We start from the raw sequence: 20438 nt of genomic DNA on the forward strand, positions 1-20438 counted from the left end.
CACCCGAGCGGCGGTCCTTTTTCTTTCTGGCGTGCGGGGTTAGGGTCGCTTTCGGATAACGAGGACGAGATCATGGGCGACGGCATCTTCATCGGCGCGAGCGTGGACGGCAAGCCCCAGACGCTCGAGCTGAAGCGTGCGAATCGTCACGGCCTGATCGCGGGCGCGACCGGGACCGGCAAGACGGTGACGTTGCAAGGAATCATCGAGGGCTTCTCCGCGAACGGCGTGCCGTGCTTCGTCGCCGACGTGAAGGGCGACCTGTCGGGCCTCGCGATGGCCGGGTCGCCGACCGCGAAGACGCACGCGACGTTTGCCGAGCGGGCCAAGGCGATCGGCGACGATAGCTGGGCCTATGCCGACAATCCCGTGCAGTTCTGGGACCTGTTCGGCGAGCAGGGCCATCCGATCCGCACCACGATCAGCGAGATGGGGCCGCTGCTGCTGTCGCGGCTGATGGACCTCAACGATGTGCAGGAGGGCGTACTGACGATCGCCTTCCACGTCGCCGACAAGGGAGGGCTGCTGCTGATCGACCTCGACGACCTGCAGGCGATGCTGACCGAATGCGCGGGGCGGGCGGACGAGCTGACGGTGACGTACGGCAACGTCTCGAAGCAGTCGATCGGCGCGATCCAGCGATCGCTGCTCCAATTGCGCACGCAGGGTGCGGAGAATTTCTTCGGCGAGCCCGCGCTCGAGATGAACGACTTCATCGGCGTCGACGACAAGGGGCGGGGGATCGTCAACGTCCTTGCCGCGGACAGACTGATGGCCTCGCCGAAGCTGTACGCGACGTTCCTGCTGTGGCTGATGAGCGAGCTGTTCGAGCATCTCCCCGAGATCGGCGATCCCGACAAGCCGGTGCTCTGCTTCTTCTTCGACGAGGCGCATCTGCTGTTCGACGAGGCGCCCAAGGCGCTGCTGGAGAAGATCGAACAGGTCGTCCGCCTGATCCGCTCGAAGGGGGTGGGCGTGTATTTCATCACGCAGAACCCGATCGACGTTCCCGACACCGTCGCAGGACAGCTGGGCAACCGCGTCCAGCACGCGTTGCGCGCGTTTACCCCGCGCGATCAGGCTGCGGTGCGCTCCGCGGCGGAGACGTTCCGGGCGAACCCCGGCGTCGACGTCGCGATGATCATCACCGAGCTGAAGGTCGGTGAGGCGCTTGTGTCGCTGCTTCAGGCGGATGGGGCGCCGACGCCGGTCGAGCGCACGCTGATCAAGCCGCCTGCCTCGCGCGTCGGGCCGATCACGCCGGCCGAGCGGAAGGTGATGATCGAGACCGATGCGGTCGGGGCGAAGTATGACACGCTGGTCGATCGCGAGTCTGCGGAGGAGCTGCTGGCGGCGAAGACGCAGGAGGCGAGCGCTGCGGCGGCGGAGGCGAAGGCGACGACCGAGGCGGATAAGGCCGCGGCGGCGCAGGCGAAGCTTGATGCCAAGGCCGCGAAAGAGGCGGAACGCGCTCGCATTGCGGACCAACGCGAGGCGGACCGCCAGCAGCGCGAGGCCGACCGCGAGGCCGACCGCGAGGCGGCGAACTCGCCCTGGACCAAGATGGCGACCTCCGCGACGCGCGCGGCGAGCTCTTCGATCGGCCGGCAGGTCGCGAACGAGATCGGCAAGCAGGTCTTCGGGACTAAGTCGCGGCGGTCGTCGTCTAGCGGTGGCCTGGTCGGCACGGTTCTGCGTGGGGTGTTAGGCGGCCTATTCCGGGGGTAGACTGCCTCAGCGATCGGGGGCTGGCTGCCCCACACAAACGCCACCCCGGCGAAGGCCGGGGCCCAGTTGGCAAGGTCGATGTAACGGGGCGCCGTCTGCCGTTACTGCTGTTCCCCAACTGGGCCCCGGCCTTCGCCGGGGTGGGGCCCAAATGCTAAACAGGAGTTCCCGATGTCCCTCGATTTCGAATCCACTACCGACTGGGCCCCGACCGACTGGACCGCCATCGGCGAGGACAGCCTCGACGAAGCGATCACCCTCCGCCGCGCGATCCACGCCGATCCCGAAGTCGGCCTCCACTGCCCCCGTACCTCGGACAAGGTGAAGGCGGCGCTCGCGGGGCTCCCGCTCGAAATCCGCGAGGGGACTTCGACCACCGGCTTCGTCGCGATCCTGCGCGGCGGGCGGGGCGGCAATGCCGGCGGCAACGGGCGGACGGTACTGCTCCGCGGCGACATGGACGCGTTGCCGATGCAGGAGGAAACCGGCCTGCCGTTCGCCTCCAAGATCGACGGCGCAATGCATGCCTGCGGGCACGATTCGCATACCGCGATGCTGGTCGGCGCGGCGAAGGCGCTCTGCGCCCGTCGTGACGAACTGGCCGGCACGGTCGTCTTCATGTTCCAGCCGGGCGAGGAGGGGCATCATGGCGCTCGCCACATGATAGCCGACGGCTTGCTCGACTCGCCGCTCCCCGAGGCGGGCTTCGCGCTGCACATCTCGCCCAACATGCCGATGGGCCACGTCGTCAGCCGCGCGGGCACGCTGATGGCGTCGACCGACACGCTGCGTGCGACGATCACCGGGCGCGGGGGGCACGCAGCGATGCCGCACGACTGTCTCGATCCGCTGCCGATCGCCTGCGAGATCGTCACGGCCTTGCAGACCTATGTCGCGCGGCAGGTCGCCGTCACCGACCCCGCGGTGCTGTCGATTACCAAGCTCAACGCCGGCTCCGCGCACAACGTCATCCCGTCGACCGTCGAGATGCTCGGCACGATGCGGACGCTGTCGGAGCGGACGCGCGAGCAGGTGCGTGCGGCGTTCATCCGCATGGTCGAGGGCATCGCCGCCGCGCACGGCGCGGTCGGGATGCCGACGATCGAGGAGGGCTATCCGGTCACGGTAAACGACGAGCGCGCGACCGATTTGATGAAGGCGTGTGCGACCGCGATCGGTGGCGAGGGCGCGTATCAGGTGATGCCGCCGATGATGGGCGCGGAGGACTTCTCGTACGTGCTGCAGAAGCTGCCCGGGGCGATGGCGTTCATCGGTGCCGCGCCCGAGGGTAGCGATCCGGGTACCAACCCGCCGCTGCACAACACGAAGATGACGATCGACGAACGCGTGATGGCGCATGGGATCGCGATGCACTGCGCGGTGGCGGAGCGGTTCCTGGCGAACGGGTTCGACTGAGCGCGCCTGTTGCTCCCCTCCCTGGAAGGGAGGGGCAGGGGGTGGGTCGGCGTCCGCAGATCCAGACGGCGGCGGGTCAAACTGGCCGACCCACCCCCGACCCCTCCCTTTCAGGGAGGGGAGCAGAAACTCAGCCTCTTGGGCGCGTGGTGCCCGCATAGTTGGCCACCGCCGCCGCAGCCGCCTGGATCAGTTTCTGGCGTTCGGGCATCGGCCGGATCGTGTCGCCGATCAACACTGCGATTCCATACCGACGTCCATCGGGGGCGGTGAGGAGGCCGACGTCGTTGAAGCCTGCGTTGCGGCGGCCGAGGTCCTGGCCGGTGCCGGTCTTGTGCGCGATCTCCCAGCCGCCCGGGAGCGCGGCGCGCAGGCGAGCGCGGCCAGTGACCGAGCGGCCCATCGTGTCGAGCAGGATCTTGGTCGAGGTCTCCGACAACAGGTCGCCCTTCGCCAGCCGGGCAATCGCATCGGCGATCGCGATCGGCGCGGCACCGTCGGGCGGATTGCGCACATACGCGTTCAGCGCAGCCTCGCGCACCGCGGGCGACAGCCGGTTCCGCGCGGTCATGAAACCGCCATTGACCGCGTAGGACGGCTGCCAGACCAGCCCCGCCGTGCCGCTCTGCAACAACCGCTCGCCCGGCCCGAACCGGATCGCGCCGAGTTGTTTGCGCGCGATCATCGACCGCACCGCGGATGGCCCACCGACACGCGTGAGCAACCGGTCGTTCGCAGTATTGTCGCTATGCGTCAGCGCGCGCGTCAGCAGCTCGCCGACCGTCGTCCGGTAGCCGTCGCCCTTGACCAGCATCGCGATCGGCTGGTGGAACAGCGTCAGATCCTGCGGCCGCACGACGATCGGCTCGTCGAGGCGGATCTTGCCCTGGTCGCGCAGGTCCATCACGGTCATCGCGACCCAGAGCTTGCTGACCGACTGCTGCGGCAGCAACTGCCGCCCGCCAGCCTCGACCGTCCAGCCATCGTCGACTGCGCGTATCGCGATGCCAGCCTTGCCCTGGAACCCGCTCTGCAGTTCGGAGATCGCGTTGACGAGACCGGCGGGCGCGGGTCGCGGCGTACGTGGCAGGGGCGGCGGCACCGGGATCGACACGAACCCCTCGGACTGATGCACCGGGGAGACGGCAGGCGGGGTCGGCCGCGACGCCGATCCGCATCCGGCGAGCGCCGTGCCGAACAGGGCGGTTGCCAAAAGACGCTTGAACGCACTCGCCGATGTCATGATGGTTTGAACGCCCTGCACTGAAGCATCGATCCTTATCCGTTGATCGGCCACGCGAAACTGCGGCAGCACGTCGCTGCGACGAAGCGCGCCGACGATGCGCTGAGCCGCCGTCATGCTAGGGAACGAGAACCGTATCGACCGCCTCCGGTAGCGTCTCGGGGTAGTCGAGCGTGAAATGCAGCCCCCGGCTCTCGTGCCGATGCAGCGCGGATCGGACGATCAATTCGGCGGTCTGGAGCAGGTTGCGCAGTTCGATCAGGTCGGGGGTGACGCGGAAATGCTGGTAATATTCCGCGACCTCGTCGTTGAGCAGTTCGATGCGATGCTTGGCGCGTTCGAGCCGTTTGGTGGTGCGGACGATGCCGACGTAATTCCACATGAAGCGGCGGATCTCGGTCCACGTCTGCTTGATCACGACCTCTTCGTCCGAGTCCGTGACGCGGCTTTCGTCCCAGGGGCGGATCGGCGGGGGCGGGGGCAGCGAGTCCCACGCGGCTGCGATGCTGTCCGCCGCCGCCTCGCCGAATACAAAGCATTCGAGCAGCGAATTTGACGCGAGCCGGTTGGCGCCGTGCAGGCCGGACTCGGTGCACTCGCCTGCCGCATACAGGCCCGGAAGATCGGTCTTGCCGTGTTCGTCGATGACGATGCCGCCGCACGTATAATGCTGCGCGGGGACGACCGGGATCGGCTGCGTCGTCAAGTCGATGCCGACTGTCAGCAGCTTCTCGTGGATGTTCGGGAAGTGATGCCGGATGAACTCGGGCGGCATGTGGCTGATGTCGAGATGGACGTAATCGAGCCCGTAGCGCTTGATCTCGGCATCGATCGCGCGCGCGACGATATCGCGGGGGGCGAGCTCCATCCGCGCGGGGTCGTAATAGGTCATGAAGCGCTTGCCGGTCGATGGGTTGATCAACCGCCCGCCTTCGCCGCGGACCGCCTCGGTAATCAGGAAGTTCTTGACCTCCAGATTGTAGAGGCAGGTCGGGTGGAACTGCATCATCTCCATGTTGGAGACGCGCGCGCCGGCACGCCATGCCATCGCGATACCGTCGCCGGTCGCGCCGCGGGGCGCGGTCGAGAACAGGTAGGTGCGGCCCGCACCGCCGGTCGCGAGAATCGTCGCGCGCGCAGTGTAGAGGGCGACGCGTTCGGTCTTGCGGTCGACCGCGTAGACGCCCCAGACGTTGCCGGATCCAGAATAGCGTTCTTCGTGGCGGCCAGTGGCAAGGTCGATCGCGATCTGGTCGGGCACTAGCGTGATGTTCGGATGCGCCTCGGCGGCCTTCTGCAACGCCTCCTGCACCGCCCAGCCGGTCGCGTCGGCGACGTGGACGATGCGGCGATGGCTGTGGCCACCTTCGCGAGTCAGGTGGAGTGCGTTGCCTTCGGTCTCGAACGGCACGCCGAGATGCGTCAGGCGTTCGATCGCGGCGGGGGCGCCTTCGACGACCATTTCTACGATCGCGCGGTCGTTGAGCCCGGCGCCGGCGATCATCGTGTCCTCGACATGATTCTCGAACGTGTCGCCGGGTTCGAGCACCGCGGCGATCCCGCCTTGCGCCCAGGCGGTCGAACCTTCGTTGAGCGCGCCCTTGGCTAACACCGTGACCTTGAAGCGGTCGGCGAGGTTGAGCGCCGCGGTTAGACCTGCGGCGCCCGAGCCGACGATCAGGATGTCGCTCGTCATGCGTTGGCGGCGCGGGTCAGGCTGAGGAAGACGTCCTCGAGATCGGGCTCCTTGGTCGAGACGTCGACGATGCCGAAGCCGCTGCCTTGAATCGCGGCGAGGACTTCGCCGGCGTTCACGCGGTCCTTCTTGTAGGTGATCTCCAGCGTCCGCATGCCCTTGAGCGTGATCTTCTGGAAGCAGGCGTTGGCGGGGATATCGGTCACGTCGCGATCGACGGTGACGGCGACGATCTTCTCCTGCGCCTTGCCGACCAGTTCGCGCGTCGGTTCGTTCGCGATCAGGCGGCCGTTGTTGATGATCGCGATCCGGTCGCAGAGCTCTTCGGCTTCCTCGAGGTAATGCGTGGTAAGGACGACCGTCACGCCGGCCTGGTTGAGGCTGCGGACATAGGTCCAGAGCTGTTGGCGCAGCTCGATGTCGACGCCTGCGGTCGGCTCGTCGAGGACGAGGACGGGGGGCGAATGGACCATCGCTTTCGCCACCATCAGGCGGCGCTTCATTCCACCGGACAGCGTGCGGGCGTAGGCGTGCGCCTTGTCTTCCAGATGGACCGCACGGAGCAGTTCCATCGTGCGGCGCTTTGCCTTGGGGACGCCGTAGAGCCCGGCCTGGATTTCGAGCGTCTCGAAGGGCGAGAAGAAGGGGTCGAACAGGATCTCCTGGTTGACGATGCCGATCGACGCCTTGGCGTTGCGCGGATGTTCGTCGATGTCGAACCCCCAGATCGCCGCGCTGCCGTCGGTCTTGTTGACCAGCCCGGCGAGGATGTTGATCAGCGTGGACTTGCCCGCACCGTTGGGGCCCAGCAGCCCGAAGATCTGACCGCGGGGGACGTCGAACGTCACGTCGTCGAGCGCGCGCTTGGGCGGCGCGGTGCCGACGGGCGCGTAGGTCTTGCTGAGGTTTTTGATGGCGATCGCGGCTTCGGTCATGGCTGCGGCATAGCGGGGCCGGCGGGGCTGGTCATCCCCTCGGGCGTTGCAAAGAAGATTTGTTCACGCGGAGGCGCGGAGCCGCGGAGGGGTTGCGCTCAGGTCTTCGGTCGGGAGACATCACTACCTGCTTCGCCAAAGGTGATTGGAAAGCTGCTTCGCCAAAGGTGATTGGAAAGTCGCTACGCGACGAGCGCAACACCTCCGCGTCTCCGCGCCTCCGCGTGAACCCATTCTTCCTTCTGGATCACGGGAAGAAGCAATTGCCCGGCCCGCGTACCCTTGCTATCGCCCCCCTCATGCATCCGCCGCTCGAAACCACCCGCGTCACCCACGCCCGCGTCGCCTGCGACGGCGCCACCGATATTCCCGGCGGTGCAGCGCTCGGCCATCCGCGCGTGTGGTTGCAGATCGACGAGACCGGCTATGTCGATTGCGGCTATTGCGACCGCCGCTTTATCCTCGTCGGCGGCGCTGCCGATGGCGCGGACCAGTCGACATTGCGCGATCACGGGGATGGCGCAGGCCGCTAAGCCGCTTATATCTATCGGATGACGATAGCAGCAGACCCCCGTTCGTTCCTCTACCGCGACACGCTCGACCCCGAGCAGGCGCAGGCGCTGACCGCCAAGGCACTCGGCAAGGCCGATGACGGCGAGCTCTATCTCCAGTACCGCAAGGCCGAGGCATTCGGGTTCGACGATGGTCGGCTGAAGACCGCCTCCTACGACACGAGTTCGGGCTTCGGCCTGCGCGCCGTCTCGGGCGAAATGACCGCGTTCGCGCATTCGAACGAGATGACGCCGGCTGCGATCCGTCGCGCTGCCGAGACGATGGCGCTGATCGAGCCGGGTGTCGCCGCCAAGGCTGGTCCTCCCCAGGGCACCAACCGCCATCGCTACACCGCCGCCGATCCGCTCGATCTCGTGCCGTTCGCCGACAAGGTGAATTTGTGCCAGACGATCGACGCCGCCGCGCGCGCGCGCGATCCTCGCGTTGCGCAGGTTTCGGTCAGCCTGTCAGGGACGTGGTCGGTCGTCGAGATCGTCCGCGCCGATGGGTTCTTTGCGACGGATGTCCGCCCGCTGGTACGCCTCAACGTGTCGATCGTCGCCGAGCAGAATGGCCGTCGCGAGACCGGCAGCTACGGGATCGGTGGCCGCTATCTCTATACTGACCTGTTCGAACCGGCGACGTACAACCGTGCGATCGACGAGGCGTTGTCGCAGGCGCTTGTAAACCTCGATTCGATCGCCGCGCCCGCCGGCGAGATGACCGTGCTGCTTGGAAATGGTTGGCCCGGCATCCTGTTGCACGAGGCGATCGGCCACGGGCTCGAGGGCGACTTCAACCGCAAGGGCACATCGGCCTTCTCCGGCCGGATCGGCGAGCGTGTCGCAGCCGAGGGCGTCACCGTGGTCGATGACGGCTCGCTCCAGGATCGCCGCGGCTCCCTGACGATCGATGACGAGGGGACGCCGACGCGCGAGACCGTGCTGATCGAGGACGGCATCCTCAAGGGCTATATGCAGGATCGCTTGAATGCCCGGCTGATGGGCGTCGAGGCGACCGGCAACGGCCGTCGCGAGAGCTATGCGCACGCGCCGATGCCGCGGATGACCAACACCTTCATGAAGGCGGGCAACGACGATCCCGCCGAACTGTTGAGCCGTGTGAAGAAGGGCATCTTCGCCAAGGCATTCGGCGGCGGGCAGGTCGATATCGTGTCGGGCAAGTTCGTGTTCAGCTGCACCGAGGCGTATCTGATCGAGGACGGCAAGCTGGGCGCACCGATCAAGGGCGCGACGCTGATCGGCGACGGTCCGAGTTCGCTGACCAAGGTGCGCGGCATCGGCAACGACTTCGCGCTCGACGAGGGCATCGGGATCTGCGGCAAGGGCGGGCAGTCGGTGCCGGCTGGCGTCGGGCAGCCGACGTTGCTGGTCGATGGGCTTACGGTCGGCGGGACGGCGGCCTAAAACCCGGAGATCAACATATCGAGCGCAGCCTTGATCTCGAACTGTGCTGCGTCGAGTGTAGTGACGGTATCTTCGATATCGCGGACATCGATTGCGCGTGCCAGCGGCGTGATCATGGTCAGTGTCGTGCCGTCGACAACGAAGGTTGGCGTCAGCCTCTTGAGTGCGACGGTGTCGATTGGACGAAGCGGCACCACGAAGCGGGTCGGCAAATCAGCCAGAAGATCAGATTGGCAATCGATCACTAGCACGTTGCCGCGAACGCGGTAGACGTCGAACTGTGCCATTCAGAGCGACCGCAAATGGGCGAGCGGATCGCCGTTCTTTTCGTACCAGTGGTTCCAGTCCTGTATCGCCTCGCGATTTTCTTCCTTCCAGCGCCGCTCCTGTTCGACTTTCGTTGCGTGCCTGATAGCGTGTTCGCTGATCTGGGAGAGGTTGAGCCCTGCTTCCCGTGCCGCCGCTACGATGCCGGTATCGAGCGACATATTAACCGATTGGCGCTTGCCGGTTGCGACGGGATCATGTTTCATGGGCATAGAGTATGCGCGTCAACGATGCGCGTCAATTCGGAGCCGAACGATGGACTTCTTCCCCGCACTCACAGACGACCATCGCGCGTTCGTTGCCCGGCAGCCGGTATTTTTCGTCGCAACGGCCGCGGAAGGTGCGAGGATCAATCTCAGTCCCAAGGGCATGGACAGCTTTCGCGTACTCGATCCGAAGACGGTCGCGTATCTTGACGTCGGTGGGTCGGGGAACGAGACGAACGCGCATCTGGGCGTGGATGGTCGCATCACGATCATGTTCTGCGCGTTCGACCAGCCTGCGCTGATCTTTCGCATTTACGGCAAGGGGCGTGCGGTGTTGCCGCAGGATGACGGCTGGGCTGACCTCTACGCGCAGTTCACGCCGTTGCCTGGGACGCGGCAGATCTTCGTAATTGCGGTCGACGAGGTGCAGACGAGTTGCGGCTGGGGTGTACCGTTCATGACGCTCGACCGCGAACGCCAGACCCTGTCGAAATATCACGCCAGGCAATCCGATGCCGAACGGACCGAGGAATTGGCGGGGCCGATTGCGAGCATCGATGGCTTGCCGGTTCGGCTCGGCACCGTTCTGCCGGATCGCGTCGGCGCATGAGCCTGGTCGAACTGGGGCGGTACGGCCGCAACGAGGCGCATATCATCGTCGGGCGGCTCGAGAGCGAAGGCATCCCCGCGATCGCGTTCGATGGCGGGATGTCGATCATGGAGGGCAGCTGGTTGCTGATCCCGGTCCGCGTGATGGTCGACGAGGATGACCTGGACGAGGCCCGGAGAATCCTAACCGGTTGAGGGGACGGGGCAAGCGCTCTTAAGGAAGTCGCCTACCCCTATCGTCATTCCCGCGCAGGCGGGAACCCATACTGGCAAAGCTCGCGGGTTATCGACGACCCTTTGAGTTTATGGATCCCCGCCTCCGCGGGGATGACGGGAATTGGGTGCCGGTCGTGCAAATCTAGACGGGCGGTGCCAAATCCCTGCCCGCCATGATCAGCCCCCAGCGCTAACCCGCCAGATCGCGTTGCCGACGTCGTCCGCGACCAGCAGGCCACCGGTCTTGTCGGTGATGACGCCGACCGGACGACCCTGCGCGTCGCCGTCCTTGTTCAGGAATCCGCCGAGCACATCGACCGGCTTTGCATTCGCCGCCGGGAAGCCGGTGTCGCCGAAGGGTACGTAGACGACCTTGTAGCCCGACACCGGCTTGCGGTTCCACGAGCCGTGCTCGCCGACGAACGCGCCGTTGGCGAACCTCGCGCCGAGTTTTGCGTCCGCGGAGAAGGTCAGGCCGAGCGCAGCGACGTGCGGTCCGAGCGCGTAGTCGGGGCGCTTGGCGTATTGCTGTAGCGCAGGATTCTTTGGTTCGACGCGGCTGTCGGGGTAGCCGCCCCAATAATACCAGGGCCAGCCGAAGTGATCGCCGAACTCGACCTGCGTCAGGTAATCGGGTGCGAGGTCGGAGCCGAGCATGTCGCGCTCGTTGACGACGGTCCACAGCCCGCCGGACTTGGGGTTGATCGCCATGCCGTTGGGGTTGCGCAGGCCGGCGGCGTAGATCCGCCAGTTCTTGTCCTTCGGCCAGACCTGCAGGATGTTGGCGCGGTATTTCTCGGCGTCCATGCCGTTCTCGGCGATGTTCGAGGACGAGCCGACGCCGACGTAGAGCGTCTTGCCGTCAGCCGCCGCGATCACGTTGCGCGCCCAGTGATTGCCGCCGGGATTGAGCTTGATGACGAGCTCGGGCTTGGCGGTGATCTTGGTCGCGCCGTCAGTGTAGGGCACGCGGACGAGCGCGTCGGTGTTGCCGATGTAGAGCTGGCCGTCGAGCAGCGTCATGCCGAACGGCGAGTTGAGTCCGGTCATGAACACCGACTTCGTTTCCGCCACGCCATCACCGTTCGCGTCGCGCAGCAGCGTGATGCGGTTGGCCGACTGCACGCCGGCGCCGGCGCGGCCCATTAGCACCTTCATCACCCAGCCAGTGATCCCGCCGCCTTCGCGTGGCGGCGAGTTCGTCTCGGCGACCAGCACGTCGCCGTTGGGGAGGCGGTACATCCAGCGCGGGTGGTCGAGCCCTGTCGCGAACGGCTGGACCTTGAGACCCGCGGCAGGCGTCGGCATCGCGCCGTTCTGCCAGCCGACGACCTTCGCGACCTTGACGGTCGGGATCGTCTGGATGCGGGGATCGGTGATCTTGGGCAGCTTGCCGGCGACCTGGTCGACCGACAATTCCGCCGTATCGGGCCAGGCGAGATACGTGACGCCCGCGGCGATCACGAGCAGGATCAGCCCGAGGACGATGAGAATGTGTTTGCGCATGGCGAGAGATTAGGGGGACGAGGGGGCCGGGGCAATCCTCCCCCGCACGGGAAGGGGATTCGCGTAGCCGTGGAGCGGGACTTCCACGAGCGATACGCTTGCGATGATCTTCTCTGTGCCGTTGCTGCGCGTCGCGGTCCCGCCCTTCGTTTCTGGGAGGGGTGAAAGGCCGGGATTGCCGCTGATGGCTGGTCCTCATGACGCCTTGCTTTACGAGACGCCCGACAAGCCGAAGCCGGCGTTCCTCACCTTGTTCCAAACCTTCACGAATGCACCCGCGACGTCTCGTTCGCATCATCGGCGTATGCATCTCCGCCAACGCACGCACCGGCAATAGATCACGTCGGCATTGTTCAGCTACGACTATTGCCGACCACGTCAGCTTGTGAAGGTCAGAACCTGATCGGCACGCCCACGAACGCCTGCCAAGTCTGGTTGTCGACATGCTTGACGTCCATACGCACGCCGTAGCGGCGATCGATCCGATACTCGGCACCACCGCCTACAACGAAGCTGCTTCCCCACCCGAACTCATCGCCTATCCCGATCTGGTCGCGAATGCGGTATTTGTTACCCCCATAGCCGACCGAGCCATATGCCATCAGGCGCGGTGTCAGAACGTAACCGGCTCGCACGGTGCCCCGGACGCCAAACTTTGGCTTCTGGTCGTAGACGAGGCCCTCGAACGTCGCCCTGTTGTCGCGGCCACCAGCGGTCCCCGCGATCTCGACGCCCAGTCGCCAGTTACGCGAGGCGGCGATATCGTAGCCGGCGAATACGCCTTCACCCAAGCCATTGGCACGATAATAGCGGTCGTACCGGGAGACGAGCGTATCGTTCTCATATTCTTCGAACTCGAGCGCAAAATGATGCTCGAGCAGCCCCGCCTCAATCCCTATCGACGGACCGGTGAACGGACGGTCGACAGTCTGTGCCGCGGCTCCATTCGCGATCGTCATCATCGCCAGACCCATTGCATACCGCATCGCCAATCTCCCTATGGAGTGACGATCATTGCCGGATCGAAATGAACGGGGTTTTGCAGATCGAGGAGATTGATCAGTCTTCGATCAATTCGACCTTCGGCGGATGGAGGCGCAGGCGATTTATGCGGCGTTCGTCGGCGTCGATGATCTCCAGCTTCCAGCCACTCGGGTGATCGACGCATTCGCCGATCTGCGGGACATGCCCGGCAAGAAGCGCCGCCAAGCCGCCTAGCGTGTCGATATCGCCATCGACCTCCGCCAGACGGGGGTCGATCAGTTCTGCGGCGTCTTCCAGCTCGGCGCGGGCGTCGGCATCCCAGGCGCCGCCTTCGATCGGCGTCATCAGCACCTGTGGCGCCTCGTCATGTTCGTCCTCGACCTCGCCGACGATCTCCTCGATCAGGTCCTCGAACGTCACCAGACCCTCGGTTCCAGAGTATTCGTCGAGCACGATCGTCAGGTGGACGTGCTTCTGGCGCATGTCCGCGAGCAGATCGAGCGCACCACGCGACATTGGCGCGTAGAGCGGCTCGCGGATAAGCCCCGTGATCGACGTTGGATGCTCGGCACCGGTCGCGAGGATGTTGAAGACGTCCTTGATGTGAACCATGCCGATGATCGTATCGAGGTTGTCGCGGTACACCGGCAGGCGGCTGTGACCAGCTTCGGCGAACAGCTTGACGAGATCGGCGAACGGCGTGTCTTCCTCGACCGCGATGATGTCGGCGCGCGGCACGCCGACGTCGCCGGCATCGCGCTCGCTGAAGTGGAGCAGGTTGCGGACCATCTGGCGCTCGAGCGGGGTGAGATCACCCTTCGCATCGGGGGCGGGATCGCCCTCGTGCCGGTCGATCGCATCCTCGAGCTGGTCGCGAAGGGATTCGTCTTGAGCACCGAAGATCAGGCCCTTGAGCCCGCGCCAGATACTGTCGCTACTATCGCCGTTACCGGCATTGGGGCCATCGGCCATCGTGGTCGTCAGTCCTCTGTTATCAGGTAAGGGTCGTGGAGGCCCAAGGCGGCGAGCGCGTCGCGTTCGATCTGCTCCATGCCCTCGGCTTCGTCGTCGTCGATATGATCATAGCCTAGCAGATGCAGCGTGCCGTGCACCATCAGATGCATTGCGTGATCCTCGACCGAAATGCCACGCTCGCCGGCCTCCGCGACGCATACGCCGTGCGCGAGGATGATGTCGCCCAGCAGCACCTCGCCATCGTCCGAATTCTGAGTGATAGTCTCCAGCAAGTCCGCCTGGACCATCGGGAAGGACAGGACGTTGGTCGGCTTGTCCTTCTGGCGGTATTGCTTGTTAAGGGTGTGGACCTCGTCGTCCGATGCGAGCCGGATCGAGATCTCGACCGTGGCTGCGCTCGTCAGCAGTTCGCCGTGCGGGGTCCGCTGGATCGCTGCCGTTGCTGCGCGCAGGGCGAGGACGTCCCAATCCTGCTCAGGCCAGGGGGCGTCGGAGGAGAGCGCGATTTCGAGCATGCAGGTCCTTCAGGCGAGATCGGTGAGGGCGAAATCATTACCTTTGTAGAGAAGTTCCGCGCCATGGGTTTTCGCGCAGGCATAGGCGAAACAATCGCCCATGTTGAGACGGGCGGGGTGACGGCCCTTGCCGTAGCGCGCCGCCGCGACAATCGCCTCTCGGCGCTCACTTTCCGCGATCGGCACGAGACGAAGTCCGGCTTCATACGCAAAGCTCGAAATGAGGTCGGCCGCCTGCTGGAGGCTGACGGCTTTCAATCTTGCGACGGCCTGCGCTGCTTCCCACGCGCCGACCGCGCAATAATAGCGGTCGACGTGCGCCTCGATCACATCGGCGAAATCATCCGCTTCCGGCTCGCCGTGAACGATTGCGACGATAGCGGATGCGTCGACGAGAATGGTCAATCGTCGTCCTCATCGTTCAACGAATCGTAGAAGGCCTTGTCGGCCTCAAGTCCTGTGGACTCGCCTAATGGATGCGCCTCGCGCCATACGCGCAATCGTTCTCGCATGCTCAGCGGAGCAGCTTCCGGTGCCAGTTCCGCTTTGCGCTTACGCAGTAGATCACGAACGACCTCGGTCTTTGTCACACCGAGACGCACCGCAAGCTCCGTCGCGAGTTCGGCGGTTTCGTTGTCCTTGATGTAGAGAGACGCCATCGTCATCCTCCTGGGATATCCCGGATATACTCCGGGATATCCCACGCATCAACCATCGGTTCCTTCATAGGCCTCGACGACGCGGCCGACGATCGGGTGGCGCACGACGTCGCCGACGGTGAAGCGGCACATCGAGATGCTCTCGATGCCTTCCAGCCGCCGGACTGCATCTGCCAAGCCGGACGCCGCGACGCCGCCGGGGATGTCGACCTGCTTCGGATCGCCGCAGATCACCATGCGGCTGTTCTGGCCGAAGCGGGTGAGGAACATCTTCATCTGCGCCGGCGTGGTGTTCTGCGCTTCGTCGAGGATGACGAAGGCATCCGCAAGGGTGCGCCCGCGCATGAAGGCGATCGGGGCGACCTCGATTTCGCCCGATGCGATGCGACGTTCGACCTGTTCCGCGGGAAGGCAGTCGTAGAGCGCGTCGTAGAGCGGGCGGAGGTACGGATCGACCTTCTCCTTCATGTCGCCGGGGAGGAAGCCGAGGCGTTCACCGGCTTCGACCGCGGGGCGTGAGAGGATCAGCCGCTGGACGCTGCCGTTGATCAGCTGCTGCACCGCTTGGGCGACCGCGACATAGGTCTTGCCCGTACCTGCCGGCCCGAGCGCGAAGATCATGTCGTTGTTGGCAAGCTCGCGCATGTAGTGCGCCTGCGCCGGCGTGCGCGGGACGATCGTCTTCTTCCGGGTGCGGATCATGATCGGGGGCGCAGCACCGCCACCGGCATCGGCACGGATGATGCCTTCGAGCACGGGTTCGTCCGCCATCGCAATCGACGCATCGACCAAGCCTGCGTCGACGTCCTCGCCGCGCTGAATGCGGGCGTAGAGATCGTGGAGCACGTCGCGGGCCTTGGCGACCTGCTCGGCGGTGCCCTCCAAACCGATCTTGTTCCCTCGCGCGGTGATGTAGACGCCTAGGCGATTTTCGAGCGCTACCAGGTTCTGGTCGTACTGGCCGAAGAGCCGGACGAGCAATTGGGGCTTGTCGAACAGCAGCTCGACTCGGGCGCGGTCACCGGACTGGGCGGGAACGGGTTTACGGCTCATACGGTCCTTTCAGAGTGTCAAAGGTTACGCCTGGAAGCGTCGAACCGTAACCTTTGAAAGGAAGATGAGCACGCCAAGCGACGCGTTCAAGCCGCGCCGGGGCGCTGGCCGAGAGATGATTCGAGTCGCGTGGGCGAAGCTGCATCGGGTGCGAGTGTGACAGGCGATCGGGGTGTAGGACAGCGAAATCGCGGGGGGTGGTTTCAAGGCCCGCGCGTTTTGCTTTGATGCCTCAGGGACGCCGTTGCGATCCTCCCCCGCCAGGGGGAGGTGTCGCCGTAGGTGACGGAGGGGGGACACGGATCCATGCGTTGGCGCTTGCCTCCCCCTCCGTCAGGCAAGTGCCTGCCACCTCCCCCTGGCGGGGGAGGATTAGGGGGGGCTCAGGCCGCTTCTGCGATCCGTTCGATGCCGGTGAGGGAGTTCGGGCCAGCCGCCGCCAGCGTCACTTCCACCAGGTCGCCGATCGCGTGGTTGCCGATCAGGTGGACCGATTGCAGCCAGGGGGACTTGCCGATCAGCTGGCCCGGGAGTTTTCCCGCGCGTTCGAGCAAGACGGTGCAGGTGCGGCCGACGGTGGCGGCGTTGAAGGCGTGCTGGTCGCGGTTGAGCGCGGCCTGGAGGCGCTGGAGGCGTTCGTCCATGACCGATTCCGGGACCTGCTCGACGATCGACGCCGCGGGGGTGCCGGGGCGAGGGCTGTATTTGAAGCTGTACGCCTGCGCGTAGCCGACCGCGTCGACGAGGCTGAGCGTGTCTTCGAACTCGGCATCGGTCTCGCCGGGGAAGCCGACGATGAAGTCGCCGGACAGTGCGATGTCGGGACGGACTTCGCGGACGCGGTCGAGCAGCCGGAGGTAGGAGTCGCGGGTGTGGCTGCGGTTCATCGCCTTCAGCACGCGGTCGCTGCCGGCCTGCACGGGGAGGTGGAGGAACGGCATCAGGCTTTCGATGTCGCGGTGCGCGTCGATCAGCCCTTGGGTCATGTCGTTGGGGTGGCTGGTGGTGTAGCGGATGCGCGCGAGGCCCGGGATGCGGTCGAGGTCGCGGATCAGGTCGTGCAGGCCACGCTCGTTTTCGCTCCAGGCGTTGACGTTCTGGCCGAGCAAAGTGATCTCGCGCGCGCCGGCGTCGACCAGCGCCTTGGCTTCGTCGACGATGGCGGCGAACGGGCGGCTGATTTCCGCGCCCCGCGTGTAGGGGACGACGCAGTAGGTGCAGAATTTGTCGCAGCCTTCCTGCACGGTCAGGAACGCCGAGGGGGCGACCTTCCGACGCGCGGGGAGCGCGCCGAACTTCGACAGCAGCGGCATGTCGGTGTCGAGCGAGGGCGTGCCGGCGGCGGCTTTCGCCACGAGATCGGGAAGGTTGTGATAGGCTTGCGGGCCGACGACGATGTCGACTTTCGCGCGGGTGAAGATCTCCTCGCCCTCGGCCTGTGCGACGCAGCCGGCGACGGCGATCATGGGAGTCTTGCCGGACTTGCGGCGCTGGTCCTTCCGGAGGCGACCGATGTCCGAATAGACCTTTTCGGTGGCGCGTTCGCGGATGTGGCACGTGTTCAGGACGACGACGTCGGCGTCGATCGCATCGGCCTGGGTGAGGCCCTGGGCGGCCATCAGTTCGGCCATGCGCTCGCCGTCGTAGACGTTCATCTGGCAGCCGAAGGATTTTACGTGGAAGGTTTTTGGGGGAGACATGCGGGAGGCCCTACCAAATTTGTGCGCGTGGGGGGAGGGGGCGTTGCTAGGTTGCCTCCCACGGTTCCCGGGCACCTCTTCGCGTCAGGCACCGCCCCGGCGAAGGCCGGGGTCCAATTGGAAAGGTCGCAGTAACGAAGCGCCGTCTTCCGTTAGCGACGTCCCCCAATTGGGCCCCGGCCTTCGCCGGGGTGGAGTTTCAGTTTGCGGGGTGGTGTTCCTGTTGGGGATGGATGGAGCGTCCCTCCCTTGTTCTCCCGCGAAGGCGGGGGCCCAGTCTGGACTCCCGCCTTCGCGGGAGAACACTCTATTGTTCGTGGCTTACAGCGCTTCCATGCGGCGGCGGGCTTCGGCGGCTATGGCTTTTCGGTCGCCGTATTCTGCGGGGTCGAAGGGTTCGGCGAAGTGCAGCGTTGCGACGAAATTGCCCCGGCGCTTCAAAACGCGGGCGGCGTGGTGTTGGCCGGGCTCGTCGCCGACCCAGGCGAGTTCATCGGTGGCCGCGCCGTAATCGATGCGGACCGGTTGGACCTTCACACCGGGCGGGGGCGGGTCGAGGGCTGCCAGCAACGCGGCTTTGAAGGGTAGGAGCGTGGTGCCGTCTCCCGTCGTGCCCTCGGGGAAGAGGGTTATGGGCCAGTCTGCCGCCAACGCGTCGCGGATTTGAGCGATCTGGGCGGTTACCGCCATGCGGTCCGCACGCGAGACGAAGATGGTATGGTTGAGCGTGCAGAGCCAGCCGACCAGCGGGGCGCTGCGGAGTTCGGATTTCGCCACGAACGCGCTGCCCGTCGCGCCGGACAGGAGGAGGATGTCGATCCAGCTCAGATGGTTCGAGACGAAGACCACGTCGTGGCGAAGCGGGGTACCGGCGACATGCGCCTTGGCGCCGACAATCCGCGCGACTAATCCGAGAAAGCGCGGCGGCCACGGCGATTTGCGCCCGAATAGCCGCCACATCCCATGCAACGGCAGCGCCAGGATCAGCGCGACCAGCAGCGCCGCCAACCGCGCGCCAAGGCGGATCCGGCCGATCGCGTCAGTCCTTGCGAGTAAGCGCGACGCCGTAGAGTTCCATGCGGTGATCGACCAAGCGGAAGCCCAGCTTCTCGGCGATCGCCTTCTGCAACTGCTCGAGTTCGGGATCGACGAATTCGATCACCTTGCCGCTCTCGACGTCGATCAGGTGATCGTGATGCGCTTCCGGGGCAGGCTCGTAGCGCGCGCGGCCGTCGCCGAAATCGTGGCGGTCGAGGATGCCGGCTTCCTCGAACAGGCGGACCGTGCGGTACACCGTCGCGATCGAGATGCCGGGGTCGATCTGCGATGCGCGCTCATAGACCTTCTCGACGTCGGGATGGTCGTCAGCCTCGGACAGCACGCGCGCGATGACGCGGCGCTGCTCGGTGATGCGCAGGCCCTTCTCGTTGCAGAGTGCTTCCAGATCGATTTTGCGCGGCATGTGTCGTTCCCTCGTTGAGTGCCATGTAGGGCCTCCGCGCTGTTGCGAAAAGGGATAGTGACTCGCAATAAGCCTTAGCTGTTGATATCTTTCGAATATGTATGTGCGTCATACGCAACGCCGGTCTTACCACGGTAGTAGGCGCGGCGTTCGCCGACCTTGGTGAAGCCGTGCGCGTCGTACATCTTGACCGCGTCGTTGCCGGCGCGGACCTCGAGGTGGAGCTTGGCGATGCTACCGACCGAGCAATCGGCGATCGCCGCGCGGATCAGCGCGGTGCCGACGCCGCGGCGGCGATAGTCTGGCGCGACCGCGATCAGCAGGAGTTCGGCTTCGTCGGCGACCGACCGGGTCATCGTGAAGCCGGCGGGGAAATCGTCGACGAACGCAATCGTCAGGTGGACGCCGGTCAGTGCGAGCACGCCGAGGCACTGGCTGCGCGTCCACGCCTCGCCGTAGCGCGGGTCGAACGCCTCGGTCATCAGTGCGTCGACGATCGCGAGATCGCGGGCGTCGCCGGTGCGGAGCGTGACGGTGCGCGTGGCGGCCTGGCGCGTGGCCATTATTTCGGGACCGACGGCTTGGCGTCGGGGGCACGGCCGTAGATCGGGCTTGGCGCTAGCGCGGTCAGTGCTGCCGGCAGCAGGATCGCGGCGGCTGCGTCGGGGAGTGCTTCGGTGAGGTCCAACCTGTCGTCGAGTGCGGCGAGCCAGCGGATGCCGTTGCCGACTGCGCGCCGTCCTGCCAGCGCGGCGAGCGTGGCGTCGGGCTTCAGCGATACCATGTCGGATCGCGGCGACAGATCGGCGGAGAACGCTTGCATGAAGACCTCGCCATGCCCGCCTTCCATGATCACCGCAATATCGTCGGTTAAGCGGTCGGCGAAACCGGCGGCGGCGATGAGCGGAAGCGAGGAAAAACCGGCAATTTCCGCGCCCCAGCCGAGCGCGAGGCCACGGGCTGCGGCGATCCCGACGCGGACGCCGGTGAAGCTGCCGGGGCCGCAATCGACTATGATGCGGTCTGCTCGGCCACCTTCGGGCAACTCGGCGATCATCGGAATGAGGCGCTCGGCGTGGCCGCGGCCGACGACTTCGTGCGCGCGGGCGATGACGGCGCCGTCTTCGATGAGGGCGACCGAGCAGGCGGTGGTGGATGTTTCGATGACTAAAGTGCGCATTACTTCTTACCCTCTCCCCTCAGGGGGGAGGGCAGGGTGAGGAGCGCCG

The 20438-nt window shown here is 65.6% G+C and carries 23 protein-coding genes; 6 read left to right on the forward strand and 17 right to left on the reverse strand.

The genetic code is table 11. The annotated features are described in order from the left end of the window. The first annotated feature begins 72 nt into the window (after positions 1–72). Positions 73–1728, forward strand: coding sequence for a helicase HerA-like domain-containing protein (locus ASE69_RS16990; protein ID WP_056489183.1), 1656 nt, complete (start codon positions 73–75; stop codon positions 1726–1728). 171 nt (positions 1729–1899) lie between these two features. After that, entirely contained in the window at positions 1900–3144 is a 1245-nt protein-coding gene (locus ASE69_RS16995) for a M20 metallopeptidase family protein (RefSeq protein WP_056489184.1), read from the forward strand. Between the two features lie 130 nt (positions 3145–3274). Here the strand turns inward: ASE69_RS16995 and ASE69_RS17000 are convergent, their stop codons facing one another. The 3 genes from ASE69_RS17000 to ASE69_RS17010 all read right to left on the reverse strand — a co-directional run bounded on the left by ASE69_RS17000 (position 3275) and on the right by ASE69_RS17010 (position 7018). Continuing rightward, positions 3275–4387, reverse strand: coding sequence for a serine hydrolase (locus tag ASE69_RS17000; protein ID WP_056489492.1), 1113 nt, complete (start codon positions 4385–4387; stop codon positions 3275–3277). Positions 4388–4505: 118 nt separating this feature from the next. Further along, positions 4506–6083 (reverse strand): L-aspartate oxidase, encoded by a 1578-nt coding sequence (nadB, locus tag ASE69_RS17005; RefSeq protein ID WP_056489186.1) that lies wholly within the window; start codon positions 6081–6083, stop codon positions 4506–4508. Next, a complete protein-coding gene (locus ASE69_RS17010) occupies positions 6080–7018 on the reverse strand; it encodes an ABC transporter ATP-binding protein (protein WP_056489188.1) in 939 nt (312 codons plus the stop codon). Before ASE69_RS17010 ends, nadB begins: the two co-directional genes overlap by 4 nt. A 299-nt stretch (positions 7019–7317) precedes the next feature. Here ASE69_RS17010 and ASE69_RS17015 point away from each other — a divergent pair, with 299 nt between their 5' ends. Further along, complete coding sequence (locus ASE69_RS17015) at positions 7318–7551, forward strand: zinc-finger domain-containing protein (protein WP_031393477.1); 234 nt, start codon at positions 7318–7320, stop codon at positions 7549–7551. Positions 7552–7569: 18 nt separating this feature from the next. Further along, positions 7570–8997, forward strand: a complete 1428-nt coding sequence (gene tldD, locus ASE69_RS17020; RefSeq protein ID WP_056489190.1) for a metalloprotease TldD — start codon at positions 7570–7572, stop codon at positions 8995–8997. Here tldD and ASE69_RS17025 read toward each other — a convergent pair. Continuing rightward, entirely contained in the window at positions 8994–9284 is a 291-nt protein-coding gene (locus ASE69_RS17025; protein WP_056489192.1) for a CcdB family protein, read from the reverse strand. The two genes, tldD and ASE69_RS17025, sit on opposite strands and share 4 nt — an antisense overlap. After that, the gene (locus tag ASE69_RS17030) at positions 9285–9530 is read right to left on the reverse strand and encodes a type II toxin-antitoxin system CcdA family antitoxin (RefSeq protein ID WP_056489194.1); all 246 of its coding nucleotides are present in this window, start codon (positions 9528–9530) and stop codon (positions 9285–9287) included. A gap of 49 nt (positions 9531–9579) precedes the next feature. Between ASE69_RS17030 and ASE69_RS17035 the strand changes: the two genes are divergently transcribed. Together ASE69_RS17035 and ASE69_RS17040 are read left to right on the forward strand one after the other, a co-directional pair. Then, complete coding sequence (locus ASE69_RS17035; protein WP_056489196.1) at positions 9580–10140, forward strand: pyridoxamine 5'-phosphate oxidase family protein; 561 nt, start codon at positions 9580–9582, stop codon at positions 10138–10140. Beyond that, complete coding sequence (locus ASE69_RS17040; protein ID WP_056489197.1) at positions 10137–10334, forward strand: DUF2007 domain-containing protein; 198 nt, start codon at positions 10137–10139, stop codon at positions 10332–10334. The genes ASE69_RS17035 and ASE69_RS17040 overlap by 4 nt, the downstream gene beginning before the upstream one ends. Before the next feature lie 198 nt (positions 10335–10532). On the opposite strand, the gene ASE69_RS17045 is transcribed toward ASE69_RS17040, so the two are convergent. The 12 genes from ASE69_RS17045 to tsaB all read right to left on the reverse strand — a co-directional run bounded on the left by ASE69_RS17045 (position 10533) and on the right by tsaB (position 20389). Beyond that, positions 10533–11861: a PQQ-dependent sugar dehydrogenase gene (locus ASE69_RS17045; protein WP_056489199.1), complete on the reverse strand. Its 1329-nt coding sequence runs from the start codon at positions 11859–11861 to the stop codon at positions 10533–10535. A 392-nt stretch (positions 11862–12253) separates the two neighbouring features. Then, complete coding sequence (locus ASE69_RS17050) at positions 12254–12847, reverse strand: outer membrane protein (RefSeq protein ID WP_082453190.1); 594 nt, start codon at positions 12845–12847, stop codon at positions 12254–12256. Positions 12848–12920: 73 nt separating this feature from the next. After that, the gene (locus ASE69_RS17055) at positions 12921–13817 is read right to left on the reverse strand and encodes a hemolysin family protein (protein ID WP_056489203.1); all 897 of its coding nucleotides are present in this window, start codon (positions 13815–13817) and stop codon (positions 12921–12923) included. 8 nt (positions 13818–13825) lie between these two features. Then, entirely contained in the window at positions 13826–14335 is a 510-nt protein-coding gene (gene ybeY / locus ASE69_RS17060; protein WP_056489205.1) for an rRNA maturation RNase YbeY, read from the reverse strand. A 9-nt stretch (positions 14336–14344) separates the two neighbouring features. After that, complete coding sequence (locus ASE69_RS17065) at positions 14345–14740, reverse strand: type II toxin-antitoxin system VapC family toxin (RefSeq protein WP_056489207.1); 396 nt, start codon at positions 14738–14740, stop codon at positions 14345–14347. Beyond that, positions 14737–14994, reverse strand: a complete 258-nt coding sequence (locus ASE69_RS17070; RefSeq protein WP_056489494.1) for a type II toxin-antitoxin system VapB family antitoxin — start codon at positions 14992–14994, stop codon at positions 14737–14739. Before ASE69_RS17070 ends, ASE69_RS17065 begins: the two co-directional genes overlap by 4 nt. Positions 14995–15042: 48 nt before the next feature. Further along, positions 15043–16047, reverse strand: coding sequence for a PhoH family protein (locus tag ASE69_RS17075; RefSeq protein WP_056489208.1), 1005 nt, complete (start codon positions 16045–16047; stop codon positions 15043–15045). Between the two features lie 383 nt (positions 16048–16430). Further along, positions 16431–17747 carry a tRNA (N6-isopentenyl adenosine(37)-C2)-methylthiotransferase MiaB gene (gene miaB, locus ASE69_RS17080; protein ID WP_082453191.1) on the reverse strand — a complete coding sequence of 439 codons (1317 nt, stop codon included), beginning with the start codon at positions 17745–17747 and terminating at the stop codon, positions 16431–16433. Between the two features lie 321 nt (positions 17748–18068). Further along, positions 18069–18755, reverse strand: a complete 687-nt coding sequence (locus ASE69_RS17085; RefSeq protein WP_235518910.1) for a lysophospholipid acyltransferase family protein — start codon at positions 18753–18755, stop codon at positions 18069–18071. A gap of 31 nt (positions 18756–18786) precedes the next feature. After that, positions 18787–19209, reverse strand: a complete 423-nt coding sequence (locus ASE69_RS17090; RefSeq protein ID WP_056047123.1) for a Fur family transcriptional regulator — start codon at positions 19207–19209, stop codon at positions 18787–18789. 74 nt (positions 19210–19283) lie between these two features. After that, on the reverse strand, positions 19284–19772 hold the full coding sequence (locus ASE69_RS17095; protein ID WP_056489215.1) for a GNAT family N-acetyltransferase: 489 nt from the start codon (positions 19770–19772) through the stop codon (positions 19284–19286). Beyond that, on the reverse strand, positions 19772–20389 hold the full coding sequence (tsaB, locus tag ASE69_RS17100) for a tRNA (adenosine(37)-N6)-threonylcarbamoyltransferase complex dimerization subunit type 1 TsaB (RefSeq protein ID WP_056489217.1): 618 nt from the start codon (positions 20387–20389) through the stop codon (positions 19772–19774). The genes ASE69_RS17095 and tsaB overlap by 1 nt, the downstream gene beginning before the upstream one ends. Between the last annotated feature and the right edge of the window lie 49 nt (positions 20390–20438).

It is taken from the genome of Sphingomonas sp. Leaf208 (assembly GCF_001421415.1).
Classification (GTDB): Bacteria; Pseudomonadota; Alphaproteobacteria; order Sphingomonadales; family Sphingomonadaceae; genus Sphingomonas.

Excerpts from the sequence above, each read along its gene's own strand:
- ASE69_RS16990 (WP_056489183.1), top strand. The coding sequence starts at position 73 with ATGGGCGACGGCATCTTCATCGGCGCGAGCGTGGACGGCAAGCCCCAG.
- ASE69_RS16995 (WP_056489184.1), top strand. The coding sequence starts at position 1,900 with ATGTCCCTCGATTTCGAATCCACTACCGACTGGGCCCCGACCGACTGG.
- ASE69_RS17000 (WP_056489492.1), bottom strand. The coding sequence starts at position 4,387 with ATGACATCGGCGAGTGCGTTCAAGCGTCTTTTGGCAACCGCCCTGTTC.
- nadB (WP_056489186.1), bottom strand. The coding sequence starts at position 6,083 with ATGACGAGCGACATCCTGATCGTCGGCTCGGGCGCCGCAGGTCTAACC.
- ASE69_RS17010 (WP_056489188.1), bottom strand. The coding sequence starts at position 7,018 with ATGACCGAAGCCGCGATCGCCATCAAAAACCTCAGCAAGACCTACGCG.
- ASE69_RS17015 (WP_031393477.1), top strand. The coding sequence starts at position 7,318 with ATGCATCCGCCGCTCGAAACCACCCGCGTCACCCACGCCCGCGTCGCC.
- tldD (WP_056489190.1), top strand. The coding sequence starts at position 7,570 with ATGACGATAGCAGCAGACCCCCGTTCGTTCCTCTACCGCGACACGCTC.
- ASE69_RS17025 (WP_056489192.1), bottom strand. The coding sequence starts at position 9,284 with ATGGCACAGTTCGACGTCTACCGCGTTCGCGGCAACGTGCTAGTGATC.
- ASE69_RS17030 (WP_056489194.1), bottom strand. The coding sequence starts at position 9,530 with ATGAAACATGATCCCGTCGCAACCGGCAAGCGCCAATCGGTTAATATG.
- ASE69_RS17035 (WP_056489196.1), top strand. The coding sequence starts at position 9,580 with ATGGACTTCTTCCCCGCACTCACAGACGACCATCGCGCGTTCGTTGCC.
- ASE69_RS17040 (WP_056489197.1), top strand. The coding sequence starts at position 10,137 with ATGAGCCTGGTCGAACTGGGGCGGTACGGCCGCAACGAGGCGCATATC.
- ASE69_RS17045 (WP_056489199.1), bottom strand. The coding sequence starts at position 11,861 with ATGCGCAAACACATTCTCATCGTCCTCGGGCTGATCCTGCTCGTGATC.
- ASE69_RS17050 (WP_082453190.1), bottom strand. The coding sequence starts at position 12,847 with ATGCGGTATGCAATGGGTCTGGCGATGATGACGATCGCGAATGGAGCC.
- ASE69_RS17055 (WP_056489203.1), bottom strand. The coding sequence starts at position 13,817 with ATGGCCGATGGCCCCAATGCCGGTAACGGCGATAGTAGCGACAGTATC.
- ybeY (WP_056489205.1), bottom strand. The coding sequence starts at position 14,335 with ATGCTCGAAATCGCGCTCTCCTCCGACGCCCCCTGGCCTGAGCAGGAT.
- ASE69_RS17070 (WP_056489494.1), bottom strand. The coding sequence starts at position 14,994 with ATGGCGTCTCTCTACATCAAGGACAACGAAACCGCCGAACTCGCGACG.
- ASE69_RS17075 (WP_056489208.1), bottom strand. The coding sequence starts at position 16,047 with ATGAGCCGTAAACCCGTTCCCGCCCAGTCCGGTGACCGCGCCCGAGTC.
- miaB (WP_082453191.1), bottom strand. The coding sequence starts at position 17,747 with ATGTCTCCCCCAAAAACCTTCCACGTAAAATCCTTCGGCTGCCAGATG.
- ASE69_RS17090 (WP_056047123.1), bottom strand. The coding sequence starts at position 19,209 with ATGCCGCGCAAAATCGATCTGGAAGCACTCTGCAACGAGAAGGGCCTG.
- ASE69_RS17095 (WP_056489215.1), bottom strand. The coding sequence starts at position 19,772 with ATGGCCACGCGCCAGGCCGCCACGCGCACCGTCACGCTCCGCACCGGC.
- tsaB (WP_056489217.1), bottom strand. The coding sequence starts at position 20,389 with ATGCGCACTTTAGTCATCGAAACATCCACCACCGCCTGCTCGGTCGCC.